The sequence below is a fragment of the Martinezella tropici genome (assembly GCF_003287875.1).
GTDB lineage: Bacteria > Pseudomonadota > Alphaproteobacteria > Rhizobiales > Rhizobiaceae > Rhizobium > Rhizobium tropici_C.
In genome coordinates this window covers 103,472-121,789 of record NZ_QMKK01000021.1, presented here as the reverse complement: position 1 = coordinate 121,789, position 18,318 = coordinate 103,472, and the positions used below count along the sequence as shown (strand labels likewise).

19 protein-coding genes are annotated in these 18,318 nt (G+C 60.4%); 12 read left to right on the top strand and 7 right to left on the bottom strand.

All coding sequences use genetic code 11. From position 1 onward, the window contains the following. Window positions 1-16 precede the first annotated feature (16 nt). Window positions 17-589 carry a GNAT family N-acetyltransferase gene (locus DQ393_RS04875; protein ID WP_112340675.1) on the bottom strand — a complete coding sequence of 191 codons (573 nt, stop codon included), beginning with the start codon at window positions 587-589 and terminating at the stop codon, window positions 17-19. Between the two features lie 347 nt (window positions 590-936). On the opposite strand from DQ393_RS04875, the gene DQ393_RS04870 reads away from it, so the two are divergent. After that, entirely contained in the window at window positions 937-1,926 is a 990-nt protein-coding gene (locus DQ393_RS04870; protein WP_112340674.1) for a glutathione S-transferase family protein, read from the top strand. A 15-nt stretch (window positions 1,927-1,941) separates the two neighbouring features. Here the strand turns inward: DQ393_RS04870 and DQ393_RS04865 are convergent, their stop codons facing one another. Next, on the bottom strand, window positions 1,942-2,433 hold the full coding sequence (locus tag DQ393_RS04865; protein WP_112340673.1) for an NUDIX domain-containing protein: 492 nt from the start codon (window positions 2,431-2,433) through the stop codon (window positions 1,942-1,944). A gap of 68 nt (window positions 2,434-2,501) precedes the next feature. Here DQ393_RS04865 and DQ393_RS04860 point away from each other — a divergent pair, with 68 nt between their 5' ends. From DQ393_RS04860 to DQ393_RS04835, 6 genes are all read left to right on the top strand, one after another. Then, window positions 2,502-3,422 carry a metallophosphoesterase family protein gene (locus DQ393_RS04860; protein WP_112340672.1) on the top strand — a complete coding sequence of 307 codons (921 nt, stop codon included), beginning with the start codon at window positions 2,502-2,504 and terminating at the stop codon, window positions 3,420-3,422. A gap of 109 nt (window positions 3,423-3,531) precedes the next feature. Further along, a complete protein-coding gene (locus tag DQ393_RS04855; RefSeq protein ID WP_432421979.1) occupies window positions 3,532-4,080 on the top strand; it encodes a hypothetical protein in 549 nt (182 codons plus the stop codon). Window positions 4,081-4,288: 208 nt separating this feature from the next. Next, on the top strand, window positions 4,289-4,801 hold the full coding sequence (locus DQ393_RS04850) for an RNA polymerase sigma factor (protein WP_112340670.1): 513 nt from the start codon (window positions 4,289-4,291) through the stop codon (window positions 4,799-4,801). Window positions 4,802-4,804: 3 nt separating this feature from the next. Continuing rightward, window positions 4,805-5,647, top strand: a complete 843-nt coding sequence (locus DQ393_RS04845) for an anti-sigma factor (protein ID WP_181592285.1) — start codon at window positions 4,805-4,807, stop codon at window positions 5,645-5,647. 101 nt (window positions 5,648-5,748) lie between these two features. After that, window positions 5,749-5,952, top strand: coding sequence for a hypothetical protein (locus tag DQ393_RS04840; RefSeq protein WP_112340668.1), 204 nt, complete (start codon window positions 5,749-5,751; stop codon window positions 5,950-5,952). A gap of 243 nt (window positions 5,953-6,195) precedes the next feature. Then, the gene (locus DQ393_RS04835) at window positions 6,196-8,040 is read left to right on the top strand and encodes an ABC transporter ATP-binding protein (protein WP_112340667.1); all 1,845 of its coding nucleotides are present in this window, start codon (window positions 6,196-6,198) and stop codon (window positions 8,038-8,040) included. 67 nt (window positions 8,041-8,107) lie between these two features. Here DQ393_RS04835 and leuA read toward each other — a convergent pair whose 3' ends face one another. Together leuA and DQ393_RS04825 are read right to left on the bottom strand one after the other, a co-directional pair. Further along, window positions 8,108-9,814 carry a 2-isopropylmalate synthase gene (gene leuA / locus DQ393_RS04830; RefSeq protein ID WP_112340666.1) on the bottom strand — a complete coding sequence of 569 codons (1,707 nt, stop codon included), beginning with the start codon at window positions 9,812-9,814 and terminating at the stop codon, window positions 8,108-8,110. Between the two features lie 327 nt (window positions 9,815-10,141). Further along, on the bottom strand, window positions 10,142-11,326 hold the full coding sequence (locus tag DQ393_RS04825; protein WP_112340665.1) for a benzoate/H(+) symporter BenE family transporter: 1,185 nt from the start codon (window positions 11,324-11,326) through the stop codon (window positions 10,142-10,144). A 198-nt stretch (window positions 11,327-11,524) separates the two neighbouring features. Here DQ393_RS04825 and DQ393_RS04820 point away from each other — a divergent pair, with 198 nt between their 5' ends. The 3 genes from DQ393_RS04820 to DQ393_RS04810 are packed head-to-tail and all read left to right on the top strand — an operon-like array spanning window position 11,525 to window position 13,872. Further along, on the top strand, window positions 11,525-12,310 hold the full coding sequence (locus DQ393_RS04820) for a DeoR/GlpR family DNA-binding transcription regulator (RefSeq protein WP_112340664.1): 786 nt from the start codon (window positions 11,525-11,527) through the stop codon (window positions 12,308-12,310). Between the two features lie 22 nt (window positions 12,311-12,332). Beyond that, window positions 12,333-13,523 (top strand): MFS transporter, encoded by a 1,191-nt coding sequence (locus tag DQ393_RS04815; protein WP_112340730.1) that lies wholly within the window; start codon window positions 12,333-12,335, stop codon window positions 13,521-13,523. Next, a complete protein-coding gene (locus tag DQ393_RS04810) occupies window positions 13,489-13,872 on the top strand; it encodes a VOC family protein (protein WP_112340663.1) in 384 nt (127 codons plus the stop codon). The genes DQ393_RS04815 and DQ393_RS04810 overlap by 35 nt, the downstream gene beginning before the upstream one ends. Before the next feature lie 222 nt (window positions 13,873-14,094). Here DQ393_RS04810 and DQ393_RS04805 read toward each other — a convergent pair whose 3' ends face one another. Continuing rightward, window positions 14,095-14,682 (bottom strand): ATP-dependent Clp protease proteolytic subunit, encoded by a 588-nt coding sequence (locus DQ393_RS04805; RefSeq protein ID WP_112340662.1) that lies wholly within the window; start codon window positions 14,680-14,682, stop codon window positions 14,095-14,097. Window positions 14,683-14,913: 231 nt separating this feature from the next. On the opposite strand from DQ393_RS04805, the gene DQ393_RS04800 reads away from it, so the two are divergent. Continuing rightward, window positions 14,914-15,726, top strand: coding sequence for a DUF2076 domain-containing protein (locus DQ393_RS04800; protein ID WP_112340661.1), 813 nt, complete (start codon window positions 14,914-14,916; stop codon window positions 15,724-15,726). A gap of 59 nt (window positions 15,727-15,785) precedes the next feature. Here DQ393_RS04800 and queF read toward each other — a convergent pair whose 3' ends face one another. Next, a complete protein-coding gene (gene queF, locus DQ393_RS04795) occupies window positions 15,786-16,250 on the bottom strand; it encodes a preQ(1) synthase (RefSeq protein WP_015340658.1) in 465 nt (154 codons plus the stop codon). 2 nt (window positions 16,251-16,252) lie between these two features. Continuing rightward, window positions 16,253-17,167 carry a cation diffusion facilitator family transporter gene (locus tag DQ393_RS04790; protein WP_112340660.1) on the bottom strand — a complete coding sequence of 305 codons (915 nt, stop codon included), beginning with the start codon at window positions 17,165-17,167 and terminating at the stop codon, window positions 16,253-16,255. 403 nt (window positions 17,168-17,570) lie between these two features. On the opposite strand from DQ393_RS04790, the gene bluB reads away from it, so the two are divergent. Then, window positions 17,571-18,311 (top strand): 5,6-dimethylbenzimidazole synthase, encoded by a 741-nt coding sequence (gene bluB, locus DQ393_RS04785; RefSeq protein ID WP_245430258.1) that lies wholly within the window; start codon window positions 17,571-17,573, stop codon window positions 18,309-18,311. Window positions 18,312-18,318: the final 7 nt, after the last annotated feature.

The following is an 18,318-nucleotide window of genomic DNA, read 5'->3' as shown; positions in this document are numbered from 1 at the left end:
TTTTATTGATAGCGCCTTAGACAGCGATCGCCGTGAACTGCACGACATCATCCAGATCGTCGTCTTCGGCTTCCGTAGCCGCAGTGGAATCATCGCGCCAGGCGATCGAACCGTGCAACCGCGCATGCGTGTCGGCGGCGATCGGCACGACCAGCACCCGGTTGGGATCGACAGGCCCCGGGAAGGTCAATGCGTTGTAGGCGACCTTCTCGAAACCGAGCGGACCATAATAGGGTGGATCGCCGACGAGGATGACGGCTTCCGAGCCCTTGCGCTTGGCGGCCTCGACGGCGATGCGCACGAGCTCGCGACCGATGCCCTTGTTCTTGTGGGAGGGGCGCACGGCAAGCGGGCCGAGCAGATGGCCCTTGACCGATCCGGCCAGCACCGGCGTCATCCGCACGGAGGCGATCGTCTCGCCATCGTCGGCGCAGATGAAGGACAGCGACCGGTCATGCGGCCCCTGTTCGCGAATGCGAGCGGCAGCGCGCGTAAACCGGCCAGGACCGAACGCTTCTTCGTTGATGATTTCGATGACGGCGTCGTGCGACGCATCCTCAGTGAGGTAGACCAGATCGTGCTTGTACATTAGACCAGTGAAACCAGATAGACGAACGATATTGTTCCCGAAAGCGCTCGTGGAGCGTTCAAGATCATCGGCGTCGTCGCAGGCTTCTGGCTACTTTCATGACAAGGGTCCTTAAATTGTGAAAAGCCGGATAGCAGGAAATATCCGGCGCGTCCAATGCAAAATACATGATGCCATTTTTTAATGCGGCATCGTGCCCACATTCTGGCCTTCACGCATAACGCCGGTGCCCGAAGCCTCTCAGCCATGCATGCGACGCAGTGTTCATCATTTGCCGTCTCGAAATCCGGCGTGCATGCCGTATCTCTTGATATATAGTTTCGGCAGTTTCCCGAAAGGATCAAGCAATGGGCATGTTGGTGGACGGCGTCTGGCATGACGTCTGGTACGATACCAAAGAAACGAAGGGCCATTTCAAGCGCGCCGCGTCGCAGTTCCGAAACTGGGTGACCGCGGATGGCAGCGCTGGGCCGACAGGCACCGGCGGCTTCAAGGCTGAAGCCGGGCGCTACCATCTCTACGTCTCGCTCGCCTGCCCCTGGGCACATCGGACCCTGATCTTCCGCAAGCTGAAGAAGCTGGAGGAGCTGATCTCGGTCTCGATCGTCGATCCGCTGATGCTGGAAAATGGCTGGGAGTTCAAAGGCACAGACGGCGGCACCGTCGACCATCTCTTCGGCGCGACGAAGCTCTGGGAGGTCTATGTCAAGGCCGATCCGCGTTATTCCGGCCGGGTGACCGTTCCCGTTCTATGGGACAAGCAGACCGGCACGATCGTTAACAACGAATCGGCCGAAATCATTCGCATGTTCAATACCGCCTTCGATGGCCTCACCGGCTCCAAGGCGGATTTCTATCCCGCCGATCTCAGCGCCGATATCGATGCATTGAACGAGCGCGTCTACGATACCGTCAACAACGGCGTCTACAAGGCCGGCTTTGCGACGACGCAGGAAGCCTACCAGGCAAACGCACTTCGCCTCTTCGAAACCCTCGATATGCTGGACCAGCGGCTGGCGACGAAGCGCTATCTGTTCGGAGACCGGCTGACGGAAGCCGACTGGCGCCTATTCACGACGCTCGTCCGCTTCGATGCCGTTTATGTCGGCCATTTCAAATGCAACATCCGCCGCATCGCCGATTATGCCAACCTCTCGGCTTATCTGCGGGATCTCTATCAGATCGCCGGCGTTGCCGAGACGGTGAACCTGACGCATATCAAGAACCACTATTATCGCAGCCACAAGACGATCAATCCGACAGGCATCGTGCCGGTCGGCCCCGATCTGGAGTTTGATCGCCCGCACGGCCGCGAGCGACTGGCAAAAGCCGCTTGACTTGAATGCCGGTGGCTACCAGTGATTGGAAGGGGCTTCCGCTCCTTCCAATTCCTTCAGCCTGCGATAGGTTGCCTTCGTCGTTCCGGGCGGCAGCGCATCGAGCGCGAAGAAACCGCTTTCGACGATCTCGCGATCCGGCTTGCGCGGCGCGGTCTGCGTGACCTCGACACGGTAGAAAACGACGTGGTCTCGTTTGCTGGTGCGATTGTTGAAATAGACGTGGAAGAGCTGCGGCCGGCCCGAGATCACCAGATTGCCCTCCTCCCGCAGCTCCTTCGCAAGCGCTTCCTCCACCGTCTCATGACGTTCGACGCCGCCGCCGGGCATATGCCAGCCGGCGATATAGGAATGGCGCACCAGGAACACTCGCCCCTCCCGATCGAAGCAGGCGGCGCGCACGCCAAGCGTCATGCTGCGAGTCAGGCCGAAATAGACATGCAGTGCCCGGCCGAACAACCGCACTGCCAAACTCTGCTTTTCGTCCCTCGAAATATCGTCGCTCATGCGTGAAACCCGATGTCCCGATCCGCATTGAGGTTGGGCATGTATTTGTTTTGACAATAGAGTGGGCTATGTCTCATCCCATGTTCAAGCTCGCGCATATTTCCGATGTTCACCTTGGTCCGCTGCCACGCCTTTCGATCAGAGAGCTCGCCTCCAAACGCATTACCGGATTTGTGAACTGGCACCGAAACCGGCGCAAGCACCTTTTTGGCGGTACGCTTGATCTCCTTCTTGACGACATAAGGGCAAAGCAGGCCGATCATCTGGCCGTAACCGGCGATCTCGTCAATCTTGCGAGCGGCATGGAGATCCAGACCGCAGCAGCATGGCTGAAGACGGTCGGCGATCCGCTGCACACGTCAGTCGTGCCGGGCAATCACGATGCCTATGTGCCCGGCGCCTACGAAAAGGCCATGCGTGCCTGGTATCCCTATGTGAGCGGCGATCACGCTCCCGCCGAATGGCCGGAAGACCAGCGCATTTTTCCCTATCTGCGCATCCGGGATCAAGTGGCGCTGATCGGCTGCTCGACCGCAGTCGCCACGCCGCCCTTTGCCGCCAGCGGCTTCTACTCCGCCCGCCAGGCGCGCGAGACGGTCAATATCCTGCGCGCTGCCGGCGAAGCCGGGCTCTTTCGTGTCGTCATGATCCATCACCCGCCGATTCGCGGCGCGACCAGCTTCTACAAGCGCATGATCGGCATCCGCCGCTTTGCGGCGGTCCTCTCGACGGGCGGGGCCGAACTGGTCCTGCACGGGCATACGCATCTCAACACCTTGCATTGGCTGCGCGGCCACATGGGTCCCGTGCCGATCGTCGGGATCGCTTCCGCCTCGCAAGGGGTCGGTGGCCTGAAGCCGCGCGCCGCCTACAATCTCTTTACGATCGCCGGTCGTCCCGGCGCCTGGGAGTTGAAGGCCGAACGCTACAGCCTCAACGACAACGGCAATGGCGTCGATCCGGAAGGCATCGATATCCTGGCGACATGATCGGCATTTTAGAACGTCGCGCGCATCGTTTCGGTAGCGTTTTCTAAGATACGGAGCTACAATCGGACCATCGGAATCCCGGGAGGATAGGATGGGTTTCAAGGCGGTGATGAAAAGCTTCTCAACTGTGGCGTTCGCCGCCGGATTCTTGGCTGCCGCCAGCCTCCAGGCCATCGCCGCCGGCTCGGAAAATGACGAAACGGCCCCGCCGCCAAAGAGCAAGACGACCACCCAATGCACCGATGGCAAGGTTTGGGACAAGGATAAGAAGCAATGCGTGAAGCCAAAGCAAAGCGCCTTCAATGACGATCAACTGTTCCAGGCAGCGCGCGAATTCGCCTATGCGGGGCAGTATGATAACGCCATCATCGTCCTGAAGCTGGCGAGGAACCAGGACGACCCCCGCATCCTCAACTACCTTGGTTACGCCAATCGCAAAGCAGGCCGCATGGAGTTCGGCATGAGCTACTATCGCAAGGCGCTGCAACGCGACGAGAATTATATCCTTGCGCGCTCCTATATGGGACAGGCCCTCCTCGAGCAGGGCGATGTTCAGGGCGCCCGCGTGCAGCTGGTCGAGATCCGCGATCGCGGCGGCGAAAATAGCTGGGCTTACCGCTCGCTACTGCAATCGCTGAAGGGCCATGTCACCTATTGAGACAGCATGGGTCGGCGCATGCACAGACCGCCGCCCGGAGAAGGACAGTTAAGTGCGAGTGTTTTGAAGGCTTGCGAAACGGCACGGAAATGGTTCATACCAACACAGGACGAACATTCTGCTCGCATCACCTTTTCCAAGGGAAAGGTCACTCTTTGCGGAAGCACGTCGCCCATGTGACAACCTCCAACGCTTCTTTGGAAAGACCATGCCAACGCCGGTAGCAGCCATCGATATCAGACGCGATCTGGTCGGCCTTCTTCCGAAGCTTCGGCGCTTCGCGGTAACGCTGACCGGCGATCTGGCCGAGGCGGACGAGCTTGTGCAGAGCGTCTGTCAGCGCGGCATAGCCAAATTCCATCTGTGGAACAGCGGCGGCAAATTGGAGAGCTGGCTCTACACCATGGCTCGGCATCAATGGATCGACGAGGCGCGGCACCACAAGCTGCGCCCTGCCGGCAAGGGCAATGCTCTGGAAGAGGGCGACCCGGCATCCGGAACACATTTAAATCCGGTTGAAGCCGGGGAAGCGCATCGCCTCGTCACATCTTTGCCCGAAGGACTTGCCAGTGTCTTCCTGCTGGTCGATGTCGAAGGACACAGCTACAAGCAGGCGGCCGATATCCTCGGCATTCCGCTGTCGGCAGTGATGTCGCGACTCTCCAGCGCACGCCTTTACCTTGCTTCTCAAGGTCACAGCCGCTCGCCTCGAAGGTTTTAAGCATTGCAGGACATGAAAAAAACGCCGCTCGAAGTCCGCTTGTCCGCCTTCATGGATGGCGAGACGACCCGGGAAGAAAAGGAAGAGCTGGAAAAGCTCATCGCTTCCGATCCGAATGCGCAGCGCATATTCGATGAGCTGAAGCACGGCTCCGATGTCGGCCGCAAGGCTTTCGACGAGGTTTTGAAAGAGCCTGTCCCGCTTGCACTCGTCCGTTCCATCAAGAGCGCCCAGCCCCCGAAGACCCGCGACCCTTCTCCCCGTCTCGCCAGGCCATCCCTGAAATTGGCGCCGAACGGCAGGCAGTCGCTGGCGGCGGCCCTGATCCTCTTCGCGGTCGGCGGCGGCATAGGATATCTCCTGGGCGCACAACCCGCCAATGCGCCGGAGGCGGCACCCGTCACCCCGGCCCAGGCCGCGACGCGAAACTGGCTGGATGACATAGCCGCCTATCATCGCATCTATTCGCGTCAGCCACGCCATATGGTCGAACTGCAGGCAAGCGAACTGGACGAAATCAGCAAGTGGCTGGGCAGCACGGTCGGCGTCAAGTTCAATTTCCCGGATCTGGCTGCCGACGGCCTTGTCTTCCAGGGCGCGCGGATGTTCATCGCCGGCGGCAAGCCCGTTGGCCAGCTGATCTATAAGAATCTCGATGGCGATGTCGTCGCCGTCTGTTTCACCAAGACTGACGGCGCCGTCAACGACAACGATTTCAACGAGACCATCAAGGACGATATCAGCATCGTGTCCTGGCATCGCGATGGCGCGACCTACGCCGTCGTCGGCCCGTCCTCGGATGCGATGCTCGACCAGATCGCCAATAGGGTATCGTCGGAGATCTGACCGCCCCCTCTCTTTCTTTGCAGCTTGCAGCCGAACGCTCGCGGATGGATAATGACCCTGCGGCAATCGCATGAGGCCGATATTCTTACTGGAGTTTCCACATGTCCGACGTTCTGCTGACCATTCCGGAAATCGACAGGCGCATTGCGGTGATAAGAGACAATCTTCGCGAACTGATCGAGCAAGCTGCCGCCTTCTCCGGCGCAGCCGACGAAGAACGGACGTCGGAGCGGATTGCCGAACAGGAAGAAGAACTCGAGCGCCTGACGAAGCAGCGCGAAGAGCTTGCCAAGGGCAGGCCTTGAACAAAATACGCCATTGAAGCACATATCCTCGGACGACTTCGACGCGAGCCGTGTCGAGCGATCACAATACAATTGCTGCTGACATCGGCGCCAATACACGCTATGTAGGTTGTAGCGATCAATGAGGAGAGCACTCTGATGAAAAATCACGGCACAGGAAACCACCGCTGAAAAGCAGTGCCGTGAAGGGCTGCTTTATCGGCCCGACCATCAGATTGCTATGTTCGCCCGTGGAGGGCCCTCATGTTTCGTCGCTTCGAAGAGCTTGTCGATCCGTTCCAGGATCATGATGAGCCGCAACCATCATCCAAGGCCTGGCGCTATCTCCTAACCAACCTTCGCCCGTTTCGCACAGTCATGGCGATGAGCCTCGGCCTGACTGTCATCGGCGCTGTCATCGAGATCTGGCTCATCGGCTATTCCAGCCGGCTGGTGGACAATCTGGCCGGCGCTCGCCGGGAGGATTTCTGGACGTCCGAAGGATTGGGCCTGCTTGCTGCGGCCGCACTTGTGCTGATCGGACGGCCGCTTGCCGGCTATCTCCGCGAAAGCCTGGATGACATCGCATTTCGGCCGAATGCCGAGACCTTGTTTCGTTGGCGCGCCCATAGCCACGTCCTTCGGCAATCCGTCGGCTGGTTTCGTCAGGATTTTTCCGGGCGGATCGCCAGCCAGGTGCGCGACATCGGTACGGCGGCAACAGGCGCCGCCTATGCCGTGCTGCACACGCTGTCTTTCGTCACGATCTATGTGGCCGGCTCGCTCTGGCTGATGGCCTCGATCGACCCGCGCCTGATCTGGCCCCTCGCCATCTGGCTGCTCTGCTATCTCGGACTGATGGCCTATGTCATCCCTCGCCTGCAAAAGGCTTCCGCACAGTACCAGGGAGCCTATGCCCAGCTGACGGGCATGCTGGTCGACAGCTATGCCAATATCGACCTCATCAAGCTTTTTGCCGATGCCATGGCGGAAGACAAGGAAGCCCGTCGTCGTTTCTCTCAAACGCGAGAAACATTCGTCCGGGTGCAGAGGCTGGAAGTGCTTGTCAATTCGAGCATGCTGTTTCTCGGCAGCTTCCTCATCGTCGCGCTCGTCGGCTATGCGGTCGTGCTGTGGCAGTCCGGCGGCGCACCGCTAGGACTGATCGCGGCATCGCTCGCCTTAAGCTTCCGCATAACCGGCATGGCCGAATGGATGCTGGATGCGGTGTCGTCGCTTTTTGCCCATCTCGGGGCCATGCGGCAATCACTGCTGACCGTCTCGCAGCCGCTTGCGATTGCCGATATGCCGGACGCCAAGCCGCTTGCCGTCACCAAGGGTGAGATCGTCTTCCGGCAAATCACGCATCACTATGGCAAGGGAGATGGCGGGCTGAACGGCGTTTCGCTTCGAATTGCTGCAGGCCAGAAGGTCGGCCTTGTCGGTCGCTCCGGCACCGGCAAATCGACCCTGGTCAACCTGCTGCTGCGCTTCTTCGATCCGGAATCAGGCATCATCGAGATCGATGGGCAGGATATTCGGCAGGTAACGCAGGATAGCCTGCGCCGGCAGATTGCCGTGGTCGGCCAGGAGGCATCGCTCCTTCACCGCTCCATTCGCGATAACATCGCCCATGGCAATCCCCACTTTTCGGAGGATGTGGTTCTCGCTGCGGCCGAGAAGGCCGCTGCCAGCGATTTCATCGCGGGCTTGCGGGATCAGGAAGGAAGGACCGGCTTCAATGCCCATGCCGGCGAACGCGGCGTCCAGCTGTCGGGCGGTCAGAGGCAACGGGTCGCAATTGCCCGCGCCATCCTCAAGGACGCCCCGATCCTGGTGCTGGACGAGGCAACCTCTGCCCTCGATTCGGAAGTCGAAGCCGAAATCCAGGATACGCTCTATGGGATCATCGAAGACAAGACCGTGATCGCCATCGCGCATCGCCTGTCGACCATCGCGCGCATGGACCGCATCGTCGTGCTCGATCACGGCCGCATCGTCGAGGATGGCACGCATGCGGAGCTGATCGCCCAAAACGGTATCTACGCAACGCTGTGGTCGCACCAATCCGGCGGCTTCATCGAGGGCGATGAGTCGGCAGCCGACTGATACGCAACAAAAGGCCCCCTCTACAATCGAGGGGGCTTCTCAAATCAACCGTAATCCAGCCAGAGCCTTACGCCGCCTTGATAGCGAGCACGCGGTTTGCCGCCGATACGATCGCCTCGAGGGACGCTGCGACGATATTGGTGTTGATGCCGGCACCGAAGAGCTTGCCGCCCGGATAGGAGACCTCGACATAGGAGATCGCCGCAGCATTGGAGCCGTGCTGTAACGAGTGCTCGGAATAATCCTCGACGGACATCGGGATGCCGAGATAAATCGAGAGCGCATTGATGAAGCCGTCGATCGGGCCGTTACCCCTGCCCTCGATGCGCTTCACTTCGCCCTTGTCGGTGATTTCGGCCGCAACGATACGCTGCCCCTTGTGCTCGGGATCGGCGAAGGTGTGGTGGTCGACGAAGCGGAGCGGCGCTTCGGGCTGCGTCACATAGCGTTCGATGAAATGCTCGTAGATGCGCTTGGACGGCAATTCCTTGCCTTCCTCGTCGGTGATACGCTGGATCTCCTCGCGATATTCCACCTGGAGATTGCGCGGCAGGTTCAAGCCGTAGTCCTGCTGCATGATATAGGCGATGCCGCCCTTGCCGGACTGCGAGTTGATACGAATGATCGCCTCATAAGTGCGGCCGACATCCTGCGGATCGATCGGCAGGTAAGGCACTTCCCACACCGGGTCGTTGGCGACCTTGGCGGCCTTCATGCCCTTGTTGATCGCATCCTGATGCGAACCGGAGAAGGCCGTGTAGACCAGTTCACCGACGTAAGGGTGACGTTCGCCGATCGCCATCTGGTTGGAATATTCGAAGACTTCCTTCATGCGCTCGATGTTGGAGCAATCGAGCTCCGGATCGACCCCTTGCGTGAACATGTTCAATGCCATGGTGACGACATCGACATTGCCGGTGCGCTCGCCATTTCCGAACAGTGTGCCTTCGACACGATCGGCGCCGGCCATCAATGCCAGCTCGGCGGCAGCAATGCCCGTGCCGCGGTCATTGTGCGGATGCAGGGAGATGATCAGGTTCCCTCTGTTATCGAGATTGCGGCACATCCATTCGATCTGGTCGGCATAGATGTTCGGCGTCGCCATTTCGACGGTCGACGGCAGGTTGATGATCAGCTTGTTATCAGGCGTCGGCTTCACGACATCGATAACGGCGTTGCAGATCTCCAAAGCCACGTCCAGCTCAGTGCCGGTGAAGCTCTCCGGCGAATATTCGAAGCGATAGCCGCCGCCTGCCTTCGCCGCCATATCGGTGATCATCTTGGCCGCATCGACGGCGATCTGCTTGATGCCCTGCACGTCCTTGGCAAACACCACCCGGCGCTGCAATTCGCTGGTGGAATTGTAGAAATGCACGATCGGCTTGTTGGCGCCTTCCAGTGCCTCGAAGGTGCGGGTGATCAATTCCGGACGGCATTGGACGAGAACCTGCAGCGACACATCAGCGGGCACATTGCCCTGTTCGATGCACCAGCGGGCGAAATCAAAATCGGTCTGCGAAGCCGAGGGGAAGCCGATCTCGATTTCCTTGAAGCCCATGTCCAGCAACAGCTGGAACATGCGCGCCTTACGGTCGTGACCCATCGGATCGACAAGCGCCTGATTGCCGTCGCGTAGATCGACCGAGCACCAGATCGGCGCCTTGGTAATGGTCTTGGACGGCCAGGTCCGGTCGGGAATGTTGATCTGGGGATAGGCGCGGTATTTCACCGCTGCTTCGGGCATGCCTTTGGGGGAATGGCTGTTCGCGTCCATGGTCTCGTCTCTTCCTTTCCCGTCATTTTATCCCGCCTCTTAGCCGATCGAATGCGGCTTGGCGATGATAAATGCGGACCCTTTGCGGGTAAGCTGTCGATTTTAGGGTAAGTCGCGAGGAGCGATGGCCAGCGGGCTTTCGGCCGCCGGGCGCTCCTCAAAGGACCCGGCAACCGCGCGTAAGGCCGAGGAGGAGAAGCGAGGTAAGGGCGCGCGTATTGTCACGCAGGGCAACGCGCCCACGTGCAATCTGTTCGGAAATCTTTGCGCCAGTCAACTTCATGGCCGCGCTTATAGCCGCCGGATCAAAAAGAAGCAACCCCCTGCTCACTTCTTCAGCATCTGCACCCCACGCGACAGGGCCAGCATCAGCCCACCGGCGACCAGCCCCCAGAAGGCGCCGGAGATGCCGCCGAAGGAAACGCCCGATGCCGTCACCAAAAACGTGATGGCGGCGGCTTCGCGTGATTCCGGCTGCTGGAAGGCGTTCAAGGCGGAATTGGAAAGCGCCCCGACAAGGGCCAGGCCGGCCACAGCCTCGATGAGGATCGGCGGCGCGAGCGCCACGAAAGCCGTAACCGCGCTCGCCAGCAATCCGAGGATCACATAGCCGATACCGGCGACAATCGCTGCCCAATAACGCCGCTTGGGATCGGCATGAGCGTCCTGTCCGGCGCACATGGCGGCCGTGATCGCCGCGAGATTGACGGCATGGCCGCCGAAGGGAACGGCAAGCAGCGAGAACACGCCGGTCACGGCAAACAGCGGGCCGGGTTTCGGCTCGTAATCATGCACCTTCAGCACCGCGATGCCTGGAATGTTCTGTGACGCCATGGTCACGATGAACAGCGGCAGCGCGATGGACACGATACCGGCAAGCGTAAAGACCGGCTTCACGAATTCGACGGTAGGCAACAACGAATGCTCGAGCGAGGCGAAGGCACCATCCGGTATCTTCACGCCAAAGGCCAGCACCAGGGCAAAGGCCGCAAGCGCTGCCGGAACGGCCCAAAGCCGCTTGAACGAGCCGACCACGATCCAGGCAAGGATGATCGGCAAGCCGAAGGCCGGATTGAAGGCGATCGCCTTCACGGGCGCGAAACAAAGGCCGAGCAGGACACCCGCCAGCATGGCATTGGCAAGCGGCGCCGGTATGGAGGCGACCGCCCTGCCAAAAGGCCGAAAAAGGCCGGCAATGACGATCAATATGCCGCAAATGAAAAACGCACCGACAGCCACCGGGAAGCCGCCTTCGATCGCCCCCGCACTTGCGAGCAATGCGGCTCCCGGTGTGGACCAGGCAATGCTGATCGGCAGCCTCGTCGCCATGCTGAGCACGATCGCGCAAACGCCCATCGCAACCGAAAGCGCCGTCAGACCGGACGCTGCCTGCGCATCCGAGGCGCCCACCACCTGCAGGCCATGAAAGACGACAGCGAAGGAACTGGCAAAGCCGACGAAGGCCGTGAGGCATCCCATGAACAGGCTTTGAACGGAAAAATCTTTGAGCATGGCGATGGAGACTCGAGGAGCGCAGAAGGATCAACTGAAGCGCATGGAGCATCACAAGCATCGGGCGTGCAAGTGCTGTTTTCGCGCAAAATGACAGTGTCGGTAAGCAAAATCGCTCGCGGAATATATCGTCGGCGAGCCATATCGTGTGTAAACGTGCATATTGACTCTCTTATTTATGCACGTTAATGCAAATTTATGAGCAATTCACTCCCATTGTCCCGCCGGGACGCCATCGAAGCACGGCTTGCAGAAGGCCGGCAGATCGTTGCCGCATCTTTGGCCGCCGAATTCAACGTGTCCGAGGATGCCGTGCGCCGCGATCTGCGGGCGCTTGCCGCAGAGGGCAAATGTCGCCGCGTCTATGGCGGCGCGCTTCCCTTGCTAACGCCCTCGCAGCCCATGGCCGCGCGGGTCGGACAGGAATCCGGCCGCAAGAGAGCCTTGGCCAAGGCCGCGGTCGCAATGATCGAACCTGGCGAATTCCTGTTCATCGACAGCGGCAGCACCAATCTCGCAATGGTCGATCTTTTGCCGAAGAACCTGGACGTGACGATCGCGACGAACTCCATCGATATCGCCAGCGCCGTCATGAAGCGCGGCGATATCCCGCTCGTCCTGATCGGTGGCGCGGTCGATCCTGTTGTCGGCGGCAGCGTCGATGCATCCGCGGTAGCAGCCATCGAAGCCATGAACATCGATCGCTGCTTCCTGGGTGTCTGCGCCGTTTCGGCAAGAAACGGCATCAGCGTGTACGAACATGCAGATGCGATCTTCAAGCGGACGCTGCTCAAGAGAAGCGCAGCACGAATCGCCTTGATCACCTCGGAGAAGTTTCACGAACGCGCGCCGCACCGCATCGGCGGCGCTGACGATATCGATTGGCTTGTTGTCGAGGATGACCTGCCTGTCGCTGATGAAAAGGCGGTCGCCGACGCCGGCTTCTCGCTCGTGAAGGCAAGCGAAGTCACGTCATCCTCCTGATTTTGAAAGATAAGAAATGACCATGCAATCCACGGATCGGCCGGAAACCCGGCTGGCAACACGACTTGCTTTTCTGGTTGGGGGCTTCGCGCTCGCCTGCTGGGCTCCCCTCGTCCCCTTCGCCAAGGCTCGTCTCGGGGTCGATGACGGCGTGCTGGGCATGCTGCTGCTTTGCCTTGGCCTCGGTTCGGTCGCGGCAATGCTTGCGACCGGCATGTTGAGCGCGCGATATGGCAGCAAGCCGATCATCATCGCGGGCGGTCTTGGTCTCGCACTTCTCTTGCCGACCTTGGCCATGGCCGGCACGCCGTTTACACTCGGCCTTGCGCTGGCGGCTTTCGGCGCCTGCCTTGGATCGCTTGATGTCGCCATGAACATTCACGCCGTCGAAGTGGAGAAAGGCGCGGACCGGCCGCTGATGTCCGGCTTCCATGCCTTGTTCAGCATCGGCGGCTTCATAGGTTCCCTGCTCGTCACCCTGCTCCTCTCCGCCAAGGCCGGTCCTCTTGCCGCAACGTTTCTCAGCTCGGCAGTTATGGTGATCGCCATGATTGTCGCATGGCCCCGACTGCTGCGAACCGTCCCCGCGGAGGACGCGCCGCTTTTCGTCATGCCACGCGGCGTCGTGCTGCTGCTGGCCGCGCTGGCAGCAATCACCTTCCTCGTCGAAGGCGCGATCCTCGATTGGAGTGCTCTGCTTCTCACCACGCAGGGCCAGGTCGATACGAGTCATGGCGGCCTTGGCTACATGCTGTTTGCGATTGCGATGACGGCGGGCCGCCTGAGCGGCGACGCCATTACCGCACGGGTCGGAGACAGGGCAATCATGCTATGGGGCGGCATCGTCGCGGTAGTGGGCTTTGTCATCCTCCTCCTCAGCCCGATCGCGATCCTCGCCATGAGCGGTTTCCTGCTGATCGGTCTTGGCGCCTCCAACATCGTTCCGGTGCTCTTCCGCATGGGCGGCGCGCAAAAGATCATGCCGCCGGGCCTTGCCGTCGCGGCCATCACCATGACGGGATATGCGGGCGTGCTCGTCGGCCCCGCCGGCGTCGGTTTCGCGGCGGATCATCTTGGCCTGCACGGTGCCTTCTGGATGCTCGCTCTATTGCTCTGCGTCACCCCGCTTTGCGCCGGCATCGTTACCCGCAATCACGAACAGGCACAGGGAGAGACAGATGCGGATCGCTCATACCGCTCTATGGACGCATGATCTCGATGCCGCCGCGAATTTCTGGGAAACCTATTTCGGTGCGACCGTCGGCGAACCCTATCGAAGCCAGCGACGGCCTGGCTTCGTCTCCCGTTTCGTCCATCTACCCGGAAGGGGCGATCAGATCGAGCTGATGACCGGTCCCTGGCTTGCTGCCGGTAGGCCGGATGAGCGCATCGGCTGGGATCATATCGCCGTGTCGCTTGGAGATCGGACATTCGTCGATGCATTGGCCGAGCGATGCCGGACGGACGGCTGTCTGAAATCCGCGCCCCGCATGACAGGAGACGGCTTCTACGAGGCCGTCATCGCGATGCCGGACGGAACGCCGGTCGAGATCACCGCTTAGGCAGTGGTCGGCCAATTCCGCAGGGTTCGCAGCTCAAGCACTCCAATTCGCCGCCCCTGGAAACGTTGCAATCTCCTGGTGGCGAAGGCTGGCGGCGGCTCTCTCGCTGCCAGCTCTTTCTCTTCGGTCGAAGCGAACGCAATCCCGCCACCTCAAAACAAAGCCCCCGCCAGCCTTCCGGCTAGCGAGGGCGCTCAATTCAATCGAGCAAAACCCGCTAGATCAGATTTCTGCCTGCGAGGTCACGATGCGCGAGACCAGGCCATAAGCCTTGGCTTCCTCGGCGGAGAGCCAGTAGTCGCGGTCCGTGTCCTTGGCGATCTTTTCGATCGGCTGGCCGGTGGCTTCCGAGAAGATCTTGTTCAGGCGCTCGTTCATCTTGATGATTTCGCGTGCCTGGATCTCGATGTCGGAGGCCATGCCGCGCGTGCCACCGGACGGTTGGTGCAGCAGGAAGCGCGTGTTCGGCAGGCAAATACGGCGCTCCTTGGGAGCGGAGACGTAAATCAGCGCTCCGGCAGAGGCGACCCAGCCCGTACCGATCATCCAGACCTTCGGCTTGATGAACTTGATCATGTCGTGGATGGAATCGCCTGACTCGACGTGGCCGCCGGGCGAGTTCACATAGATGCGGATATCATCGTCGCTGGCAGCGGAAAGCGCCACGAGCTGGGAGCAGACCTTCTGCGCCAGTTCCTGCGTGATGCCGCCATAGATGAAGATCGAACGCGACTTGAAAAGATTCGCCTCCGCGTCCTTGCCCAAGGGCTGCTCGGTCTTCTTGTCTTCCTGTTCGTCTTCGTCGTTCATTCAACTCTCCAGCATGATGCGTCGTTCACCGCACATAGTGCGACTCAATGCGTAAAACAATGCCGGAAAAAGACAAGGCGGGAATAGCGGCTGACAACATGGTGTTATGGTTGCGGATTACCGAAATGTAACTTGAATGGCTTTGAAAAGCCGAGATTTGATCCTACGTCAGGTCAGCGCGGTTAGAGATCGCGCCCCGAATTTACAGCACGGATAGCCAAGGAGGCCATCATGTCGCCAGAAGAACGTCAATTGCTTGCCTCTCTCTTCGATCGCGTGCGCGGTGCGGCCAGCACGCAGCGCGACGCCGACGCGGAGGCCTTTATCAACCAGGCGGTCCGCGACCAGCCCTATGCGCCCTATTTCCTGGCGCAGGCCGTCATCATGCAGGAACAGGGCATGAAGGCTGCGGCTGACCGCATCCAGCAGCTCGAGGCCCGTGTGCATGAACTCGAGCAGCAGGGCGCCGACAATCACCCGCAGGGCCAGAGCGGCGGTTTCCTCGGCGGGATCGGCTCGCTCTTCGGCGGCGGCCAGCAGCAGCGCGCCGTAGCTCCACAGGGCGGCAATCCGCAGCAGCAGGGCCGCCTCTATGACGATTATGCCCGCAATGCGCCTCAGTCCGGCCCTTGGGCTGGCCAGCCGCAACCACAGCCGTCAGGCCCGTGGAGCCAGCAGGCAGCCGCGCCTTCGGCTGGCGGCAGCTTCCTGCGCGGTGCGCTTGGCACGGCAGCCGGCGTCGCGGGTGGCGTAATGCTGGCGGAATCGCTCTCCAGCCTCTTCAGCCCGCATCTGGGCGGGACTGGCGGCGGCCTCTTTGGCGGCAATGCCGGCAGCGGTCTCTTCGGCGGCACGGCGGCCAATGCGGCCGAACAGCCGGTGCAGGAAACGATCATCAACAACAACTATTTCGGCAATGACGACAATAGCGATCAGAATGATCAGAGCGCGGCCGATTACGCCCAGGACGCTGCCCAAGACGCTCAGGACGATGATTATGATGACTCGTCCTATGACGATGGCGACGACAACTCATTCGCCTGAGCCGCAGCCTCATCGAATCTAGCAGAAAAGCCGCCATCCCCGGATGACGGCTTTTTCATTCAGCCTCGGCCGCGATATGGCTGCACACCCTGATCCGGCAACCAGACGCCCTCCGGCGGCTTGCCTGTCTGCCAGAAGACGTCGATCGGAATGCCGCCGCGCGGATACCAGTAGGCGCCGATGCGCAGCCACTTCGGCTGCAGCAGATCCACCAGGCGCTTGGCGATATAGATCGAGCAATCCTCGTGGAACGCGCCGTGATTGCGGAAGGAATGCAGGAAAAGCTTCAGCGACTTCGATTCCACCAGCCATTCGTTCGGAATGTAGTCGATGACGATATGGGCAAAATCGGGCTGTCCCGTCATCGGGCAAAGCGAGGTGAATTCGGGCGCGGTGAAGCGCACGACGTAATCGGTGCCGGCATGGCCGGACGGCACCTTCTCCAGAACGGCCTCTTCCGGATTGCTGGCGGTTTCCGTCTGATTGCCGAGCATCGACAGGCCGGACACATCGGTCTTGGGCATCTTTAAGTCTCCTTGATCACTTTAACGCGGATACCATGGGCCTTCTCGCCCTCCGGCTCCACATGAATGGCTATTTCGGCGCCCGCATGGATCGCCCGTATGGCATCTTCAAGGCGATCGCAGATTCGATGCGCCTCCCGCACCGGCATGGCGGCGGGCACGACCATGTGGAAATCGACGAAGGTCACGGCCCCTGCCCTGCGCGTCTTGAGATCATGAACGCCGAGCGACCCCTCGGCATTCTTGGCGATCGCATCCTTGATGATCTCCTCTTCCTCCGGCAGCACGGCCTTGTCCATAAGTCCATCGATGGAACTGGAGATGACCTTCCAGCCCTGGTAGAGAATGTTGATGGCGACGAGAATGGCAAGCACAGGGTCGAAGATCGGCTGACCGGTGCCGAGTGCCAGCAACAGGCCGATCAGCACGCCGATGGAGGTATAGACATCGGACATGATGTGCTGGCCGTCCGCCGTCAATGCCGGCGAGCGGTGCGTCCTTCCGGCTCGGATCAAGGTCAGGGCCCAGGCGCCGTTAATGACGCCGGCGACGAAGTTGATGGCGAGACCGAGCACAGGCGCCTGCATCGGCTGCGGATTGCCGAGATGCCCGACCGCTTCCTGCACGATCATCAGCGCCGCAACGACGATCATCACCCCTTCGGTAACGGCAGAGAGATATTCCGCCTTGTGATGCCCGAAGGGATGATCGTGGTCTGCCGGCTTCTGCGCGTAGCGGATGACGAAGAAGGCGATGAAGGCAGCGACGACGTTGACGAGCGATTCAAGCCCGTCGGACAGGAGCGCCACCGAGCCTGTCAGCCACCAGGCCAGCATCTTCAGTCCCATGACGCCGAGCGACAGCGGGATACCCCAGAGGGCGAGCCGCCTGATCGTATCGTTTCCCTGACTGTTCATGCCCGTCTCCAAATGTCCCCACGCCTGCTCATGCGAATGAATTGCAAGAAAGGCGCCGTTGAAATGCAAAACCGCCCGCGCGAATTTCGCGCAGGCGGCTTATTGACGGTCCATATGCGACACAATGCCGAGTTTGTCAAAGGTGGTCGCCATTTTCCGCACGACAATTCGCCCCCACCGCACGACTGGAACGAAGCGCGCTCTTGTAATGCAGGCCGAAGCATGAGCAAGATTTGGCGCAAGCCGCCGTTCCGTGACAACAGGAAGCCGATTACACGCTCGCCTGTGGAAAATCATGCTGGTAATTTCGTCCGCGATTGCGCACTAAGCTGGGCCTCAGCCTGATGTGCAAGGTTCCGGTACCGCCGATGAACCGTCGCTCCTTATGAAACCATGGTTGAATATGCCCTCCATTGAAAACGCTGCCGACGCCTCACCTCTCACTGCTGACATCCATGCCAGCGCTTCGGAGCATCTGGTTGCAGCCGGCGCATTCTCTGAAGAGGAGCGCAGCGCCGTTTATCGTGCCATCGAGACGCGGCGCGACGTGCGCGACCAGTTCCGGCCCGATCCCCTTCCTGACGATCTCGTCAGGCGCTTGCTCCAGGCTGCCCATTCGGCACCGTCGGTCGGATTCATGCAGCCATGGAACTTCATCCTGATCCGTCAGCCAGAAACGCGCGAGCGCGTATGGCAGGCCTTCCATCAGGCCAATGAGGAAGCCTGCGCGATGTTCGAGGGTGATCGTCGCGCGCAGTATCAGCGACTGAAACTGGAAGGCATCCGCAAGGCGCCGCTCAGCATCTGCATCACCTGCGACACCAGGCGCGGCGGCCCCGTCGTGCTCGGACGCACGCATAATCCGGACACCGATGTCTATTCGACCGTCTGCGCCGTCCAGAATCTCTGGCTTGCCGCAAGGGCCGAGGGCGTCGGTATCGGCTGGGTCAGCATCTTCCATGAGGATGCCATCAAGGTGATCCTCGGCATTCCCGAGCATGTGAAGATCGTCGCCTGGCTCTGCGTCGGCTATGTCGACGAACTCTATGACATGCCGGAACTCGCCGTGAAGGGATGGCGTGATCGCCTGCCGCTCGACAAGCTTGTCTTCGAGGAAGGCTGGCAGAATTGCGAGGACATGTGAGGGCCGC

Bases quoted from the DNA above. Each gene is read 5' to 3' on its own strand.
- bluB (WP_245430258.1), top strand. From the start codon at position 17,571: ATGCCCTCCATTGAAAACGCTGCCGACGCCTCACCTCTCACTGCTGAC.
- DQ393_RS04855 (WP_432421979.1), top strand. From the start codon at position 3,532: ATGAAAAGCTTCTCAACTGTGGCGTTCGCCGCCGGATTCTTGGCTGCC.
- DQ393_RS04820 (WP_112340664.1), top strand. From the start codon at position 11,525: ATGAGCAATTCACTCCCATTGTCCCGCCGGGACGCCATCGAAGCACGG.
- DQ393_RS04860 (WP_112340672.1), top strand. From the start codon at position 2,502: ATGTCTCATCCCATGTTCAAGCTCGCGCATATTTCCGATGTTCACCTT.
- DQ393_RS04850 (WP_112340670.1), top strand. From the start codon at position 4,289: ATGCCAACGCCGGTAGCAGCCATCGATATCAGACGCGATCTGGTCGGC.
- DQ393_RS04840 (WP_112340668.1), top strand. From the start codon at position 5,749: ATGTCCGACGTTCTGCTGACCATTCCGGAAATCGACAGGCGCATTGCG.
- DQ393_RS04815 (WP_112340730.1), top strand. From the start codon at position 12,333: ATGCAATCCACGGATCGGCCGGAAACCCGGCTGGCAACACGACTTGCT.
- DQ393_RS04835 (WP_112340667.1), top strand. From the start codon at position 6,196: ATGTTTCGTCGCTTCGAAGAGCTTGTCGATCCGTTCCAGGATCATGAT.
- DQ393_RS04800 (WP_112340661.1), top strand. From the start codon at position 14,914: ATGTCGCCAGAAGAACGTCAATTGCTTGCCTCTCTCTTCGATCGCGTG.
- DQ393_RS04825 (WP_112340665.1), bottom strand. From the start codon at position 11,326: ATGCTCAAAGATTTTTCCGTTCAAAGCCTGTTCATGGGATGCCTCACG.
- DQ393_RS04810 (WP_112340663.1), top strand. From the start codon at position 13,489: ATGCGGATCGCTCATACCGCTCTATGGACGCATGATCTCGATGCCGCC.
- queF (WP_015340658.1), bottom strand. From the start codon at position 16,250: ATGCCCAAGACCGATGTGTCCGGCCTGTCGATGCTCGGCAATCAGACG.
- DQ393_RS04865 (WP_112340673.1), bottom strand. From the start codon at position 2,433: ATGAGCGACGATATTTCGAGGGACGAAAAGCAGAGTTTGGCAGTGCGG.
- DQ393_RS04870 (WP_112340674.1), top strand. From the start codon at position 937: ATGGGCATGTTGGTGGACGGCGTCTGGCATGACGTCTGGTACGATACC.
- leuA (WP_112340666.1), bottom strand. From the start codon at position 9,814: ATGGACGCGAACAGCCATTCCCCCAAAGGCATGCCCGAAGCAGCGGTG.
- DQ393_RS04805 (WP_112340662.1), bottom strand. From the start codon at position 14,682: ATGAACGACGAAGACGAACAGGAAGACAAGAAGACCGAGCAGCCCTTG.
- DQ393_RS04875 (WP_112340675.1), bottom strand. From the start codon at position 589: ATGTACAAGCACGATCTGGTCTACCTCACTGAGGATGCGTCGCACGAC.
- DQ393_RS04790 (WP_112340660.1), bottom strand. From the start codon at position 17,167: ATGAACAGTCAGGGAAACGATACGATCAGGCGGCTCGCCCTCTGGGGT.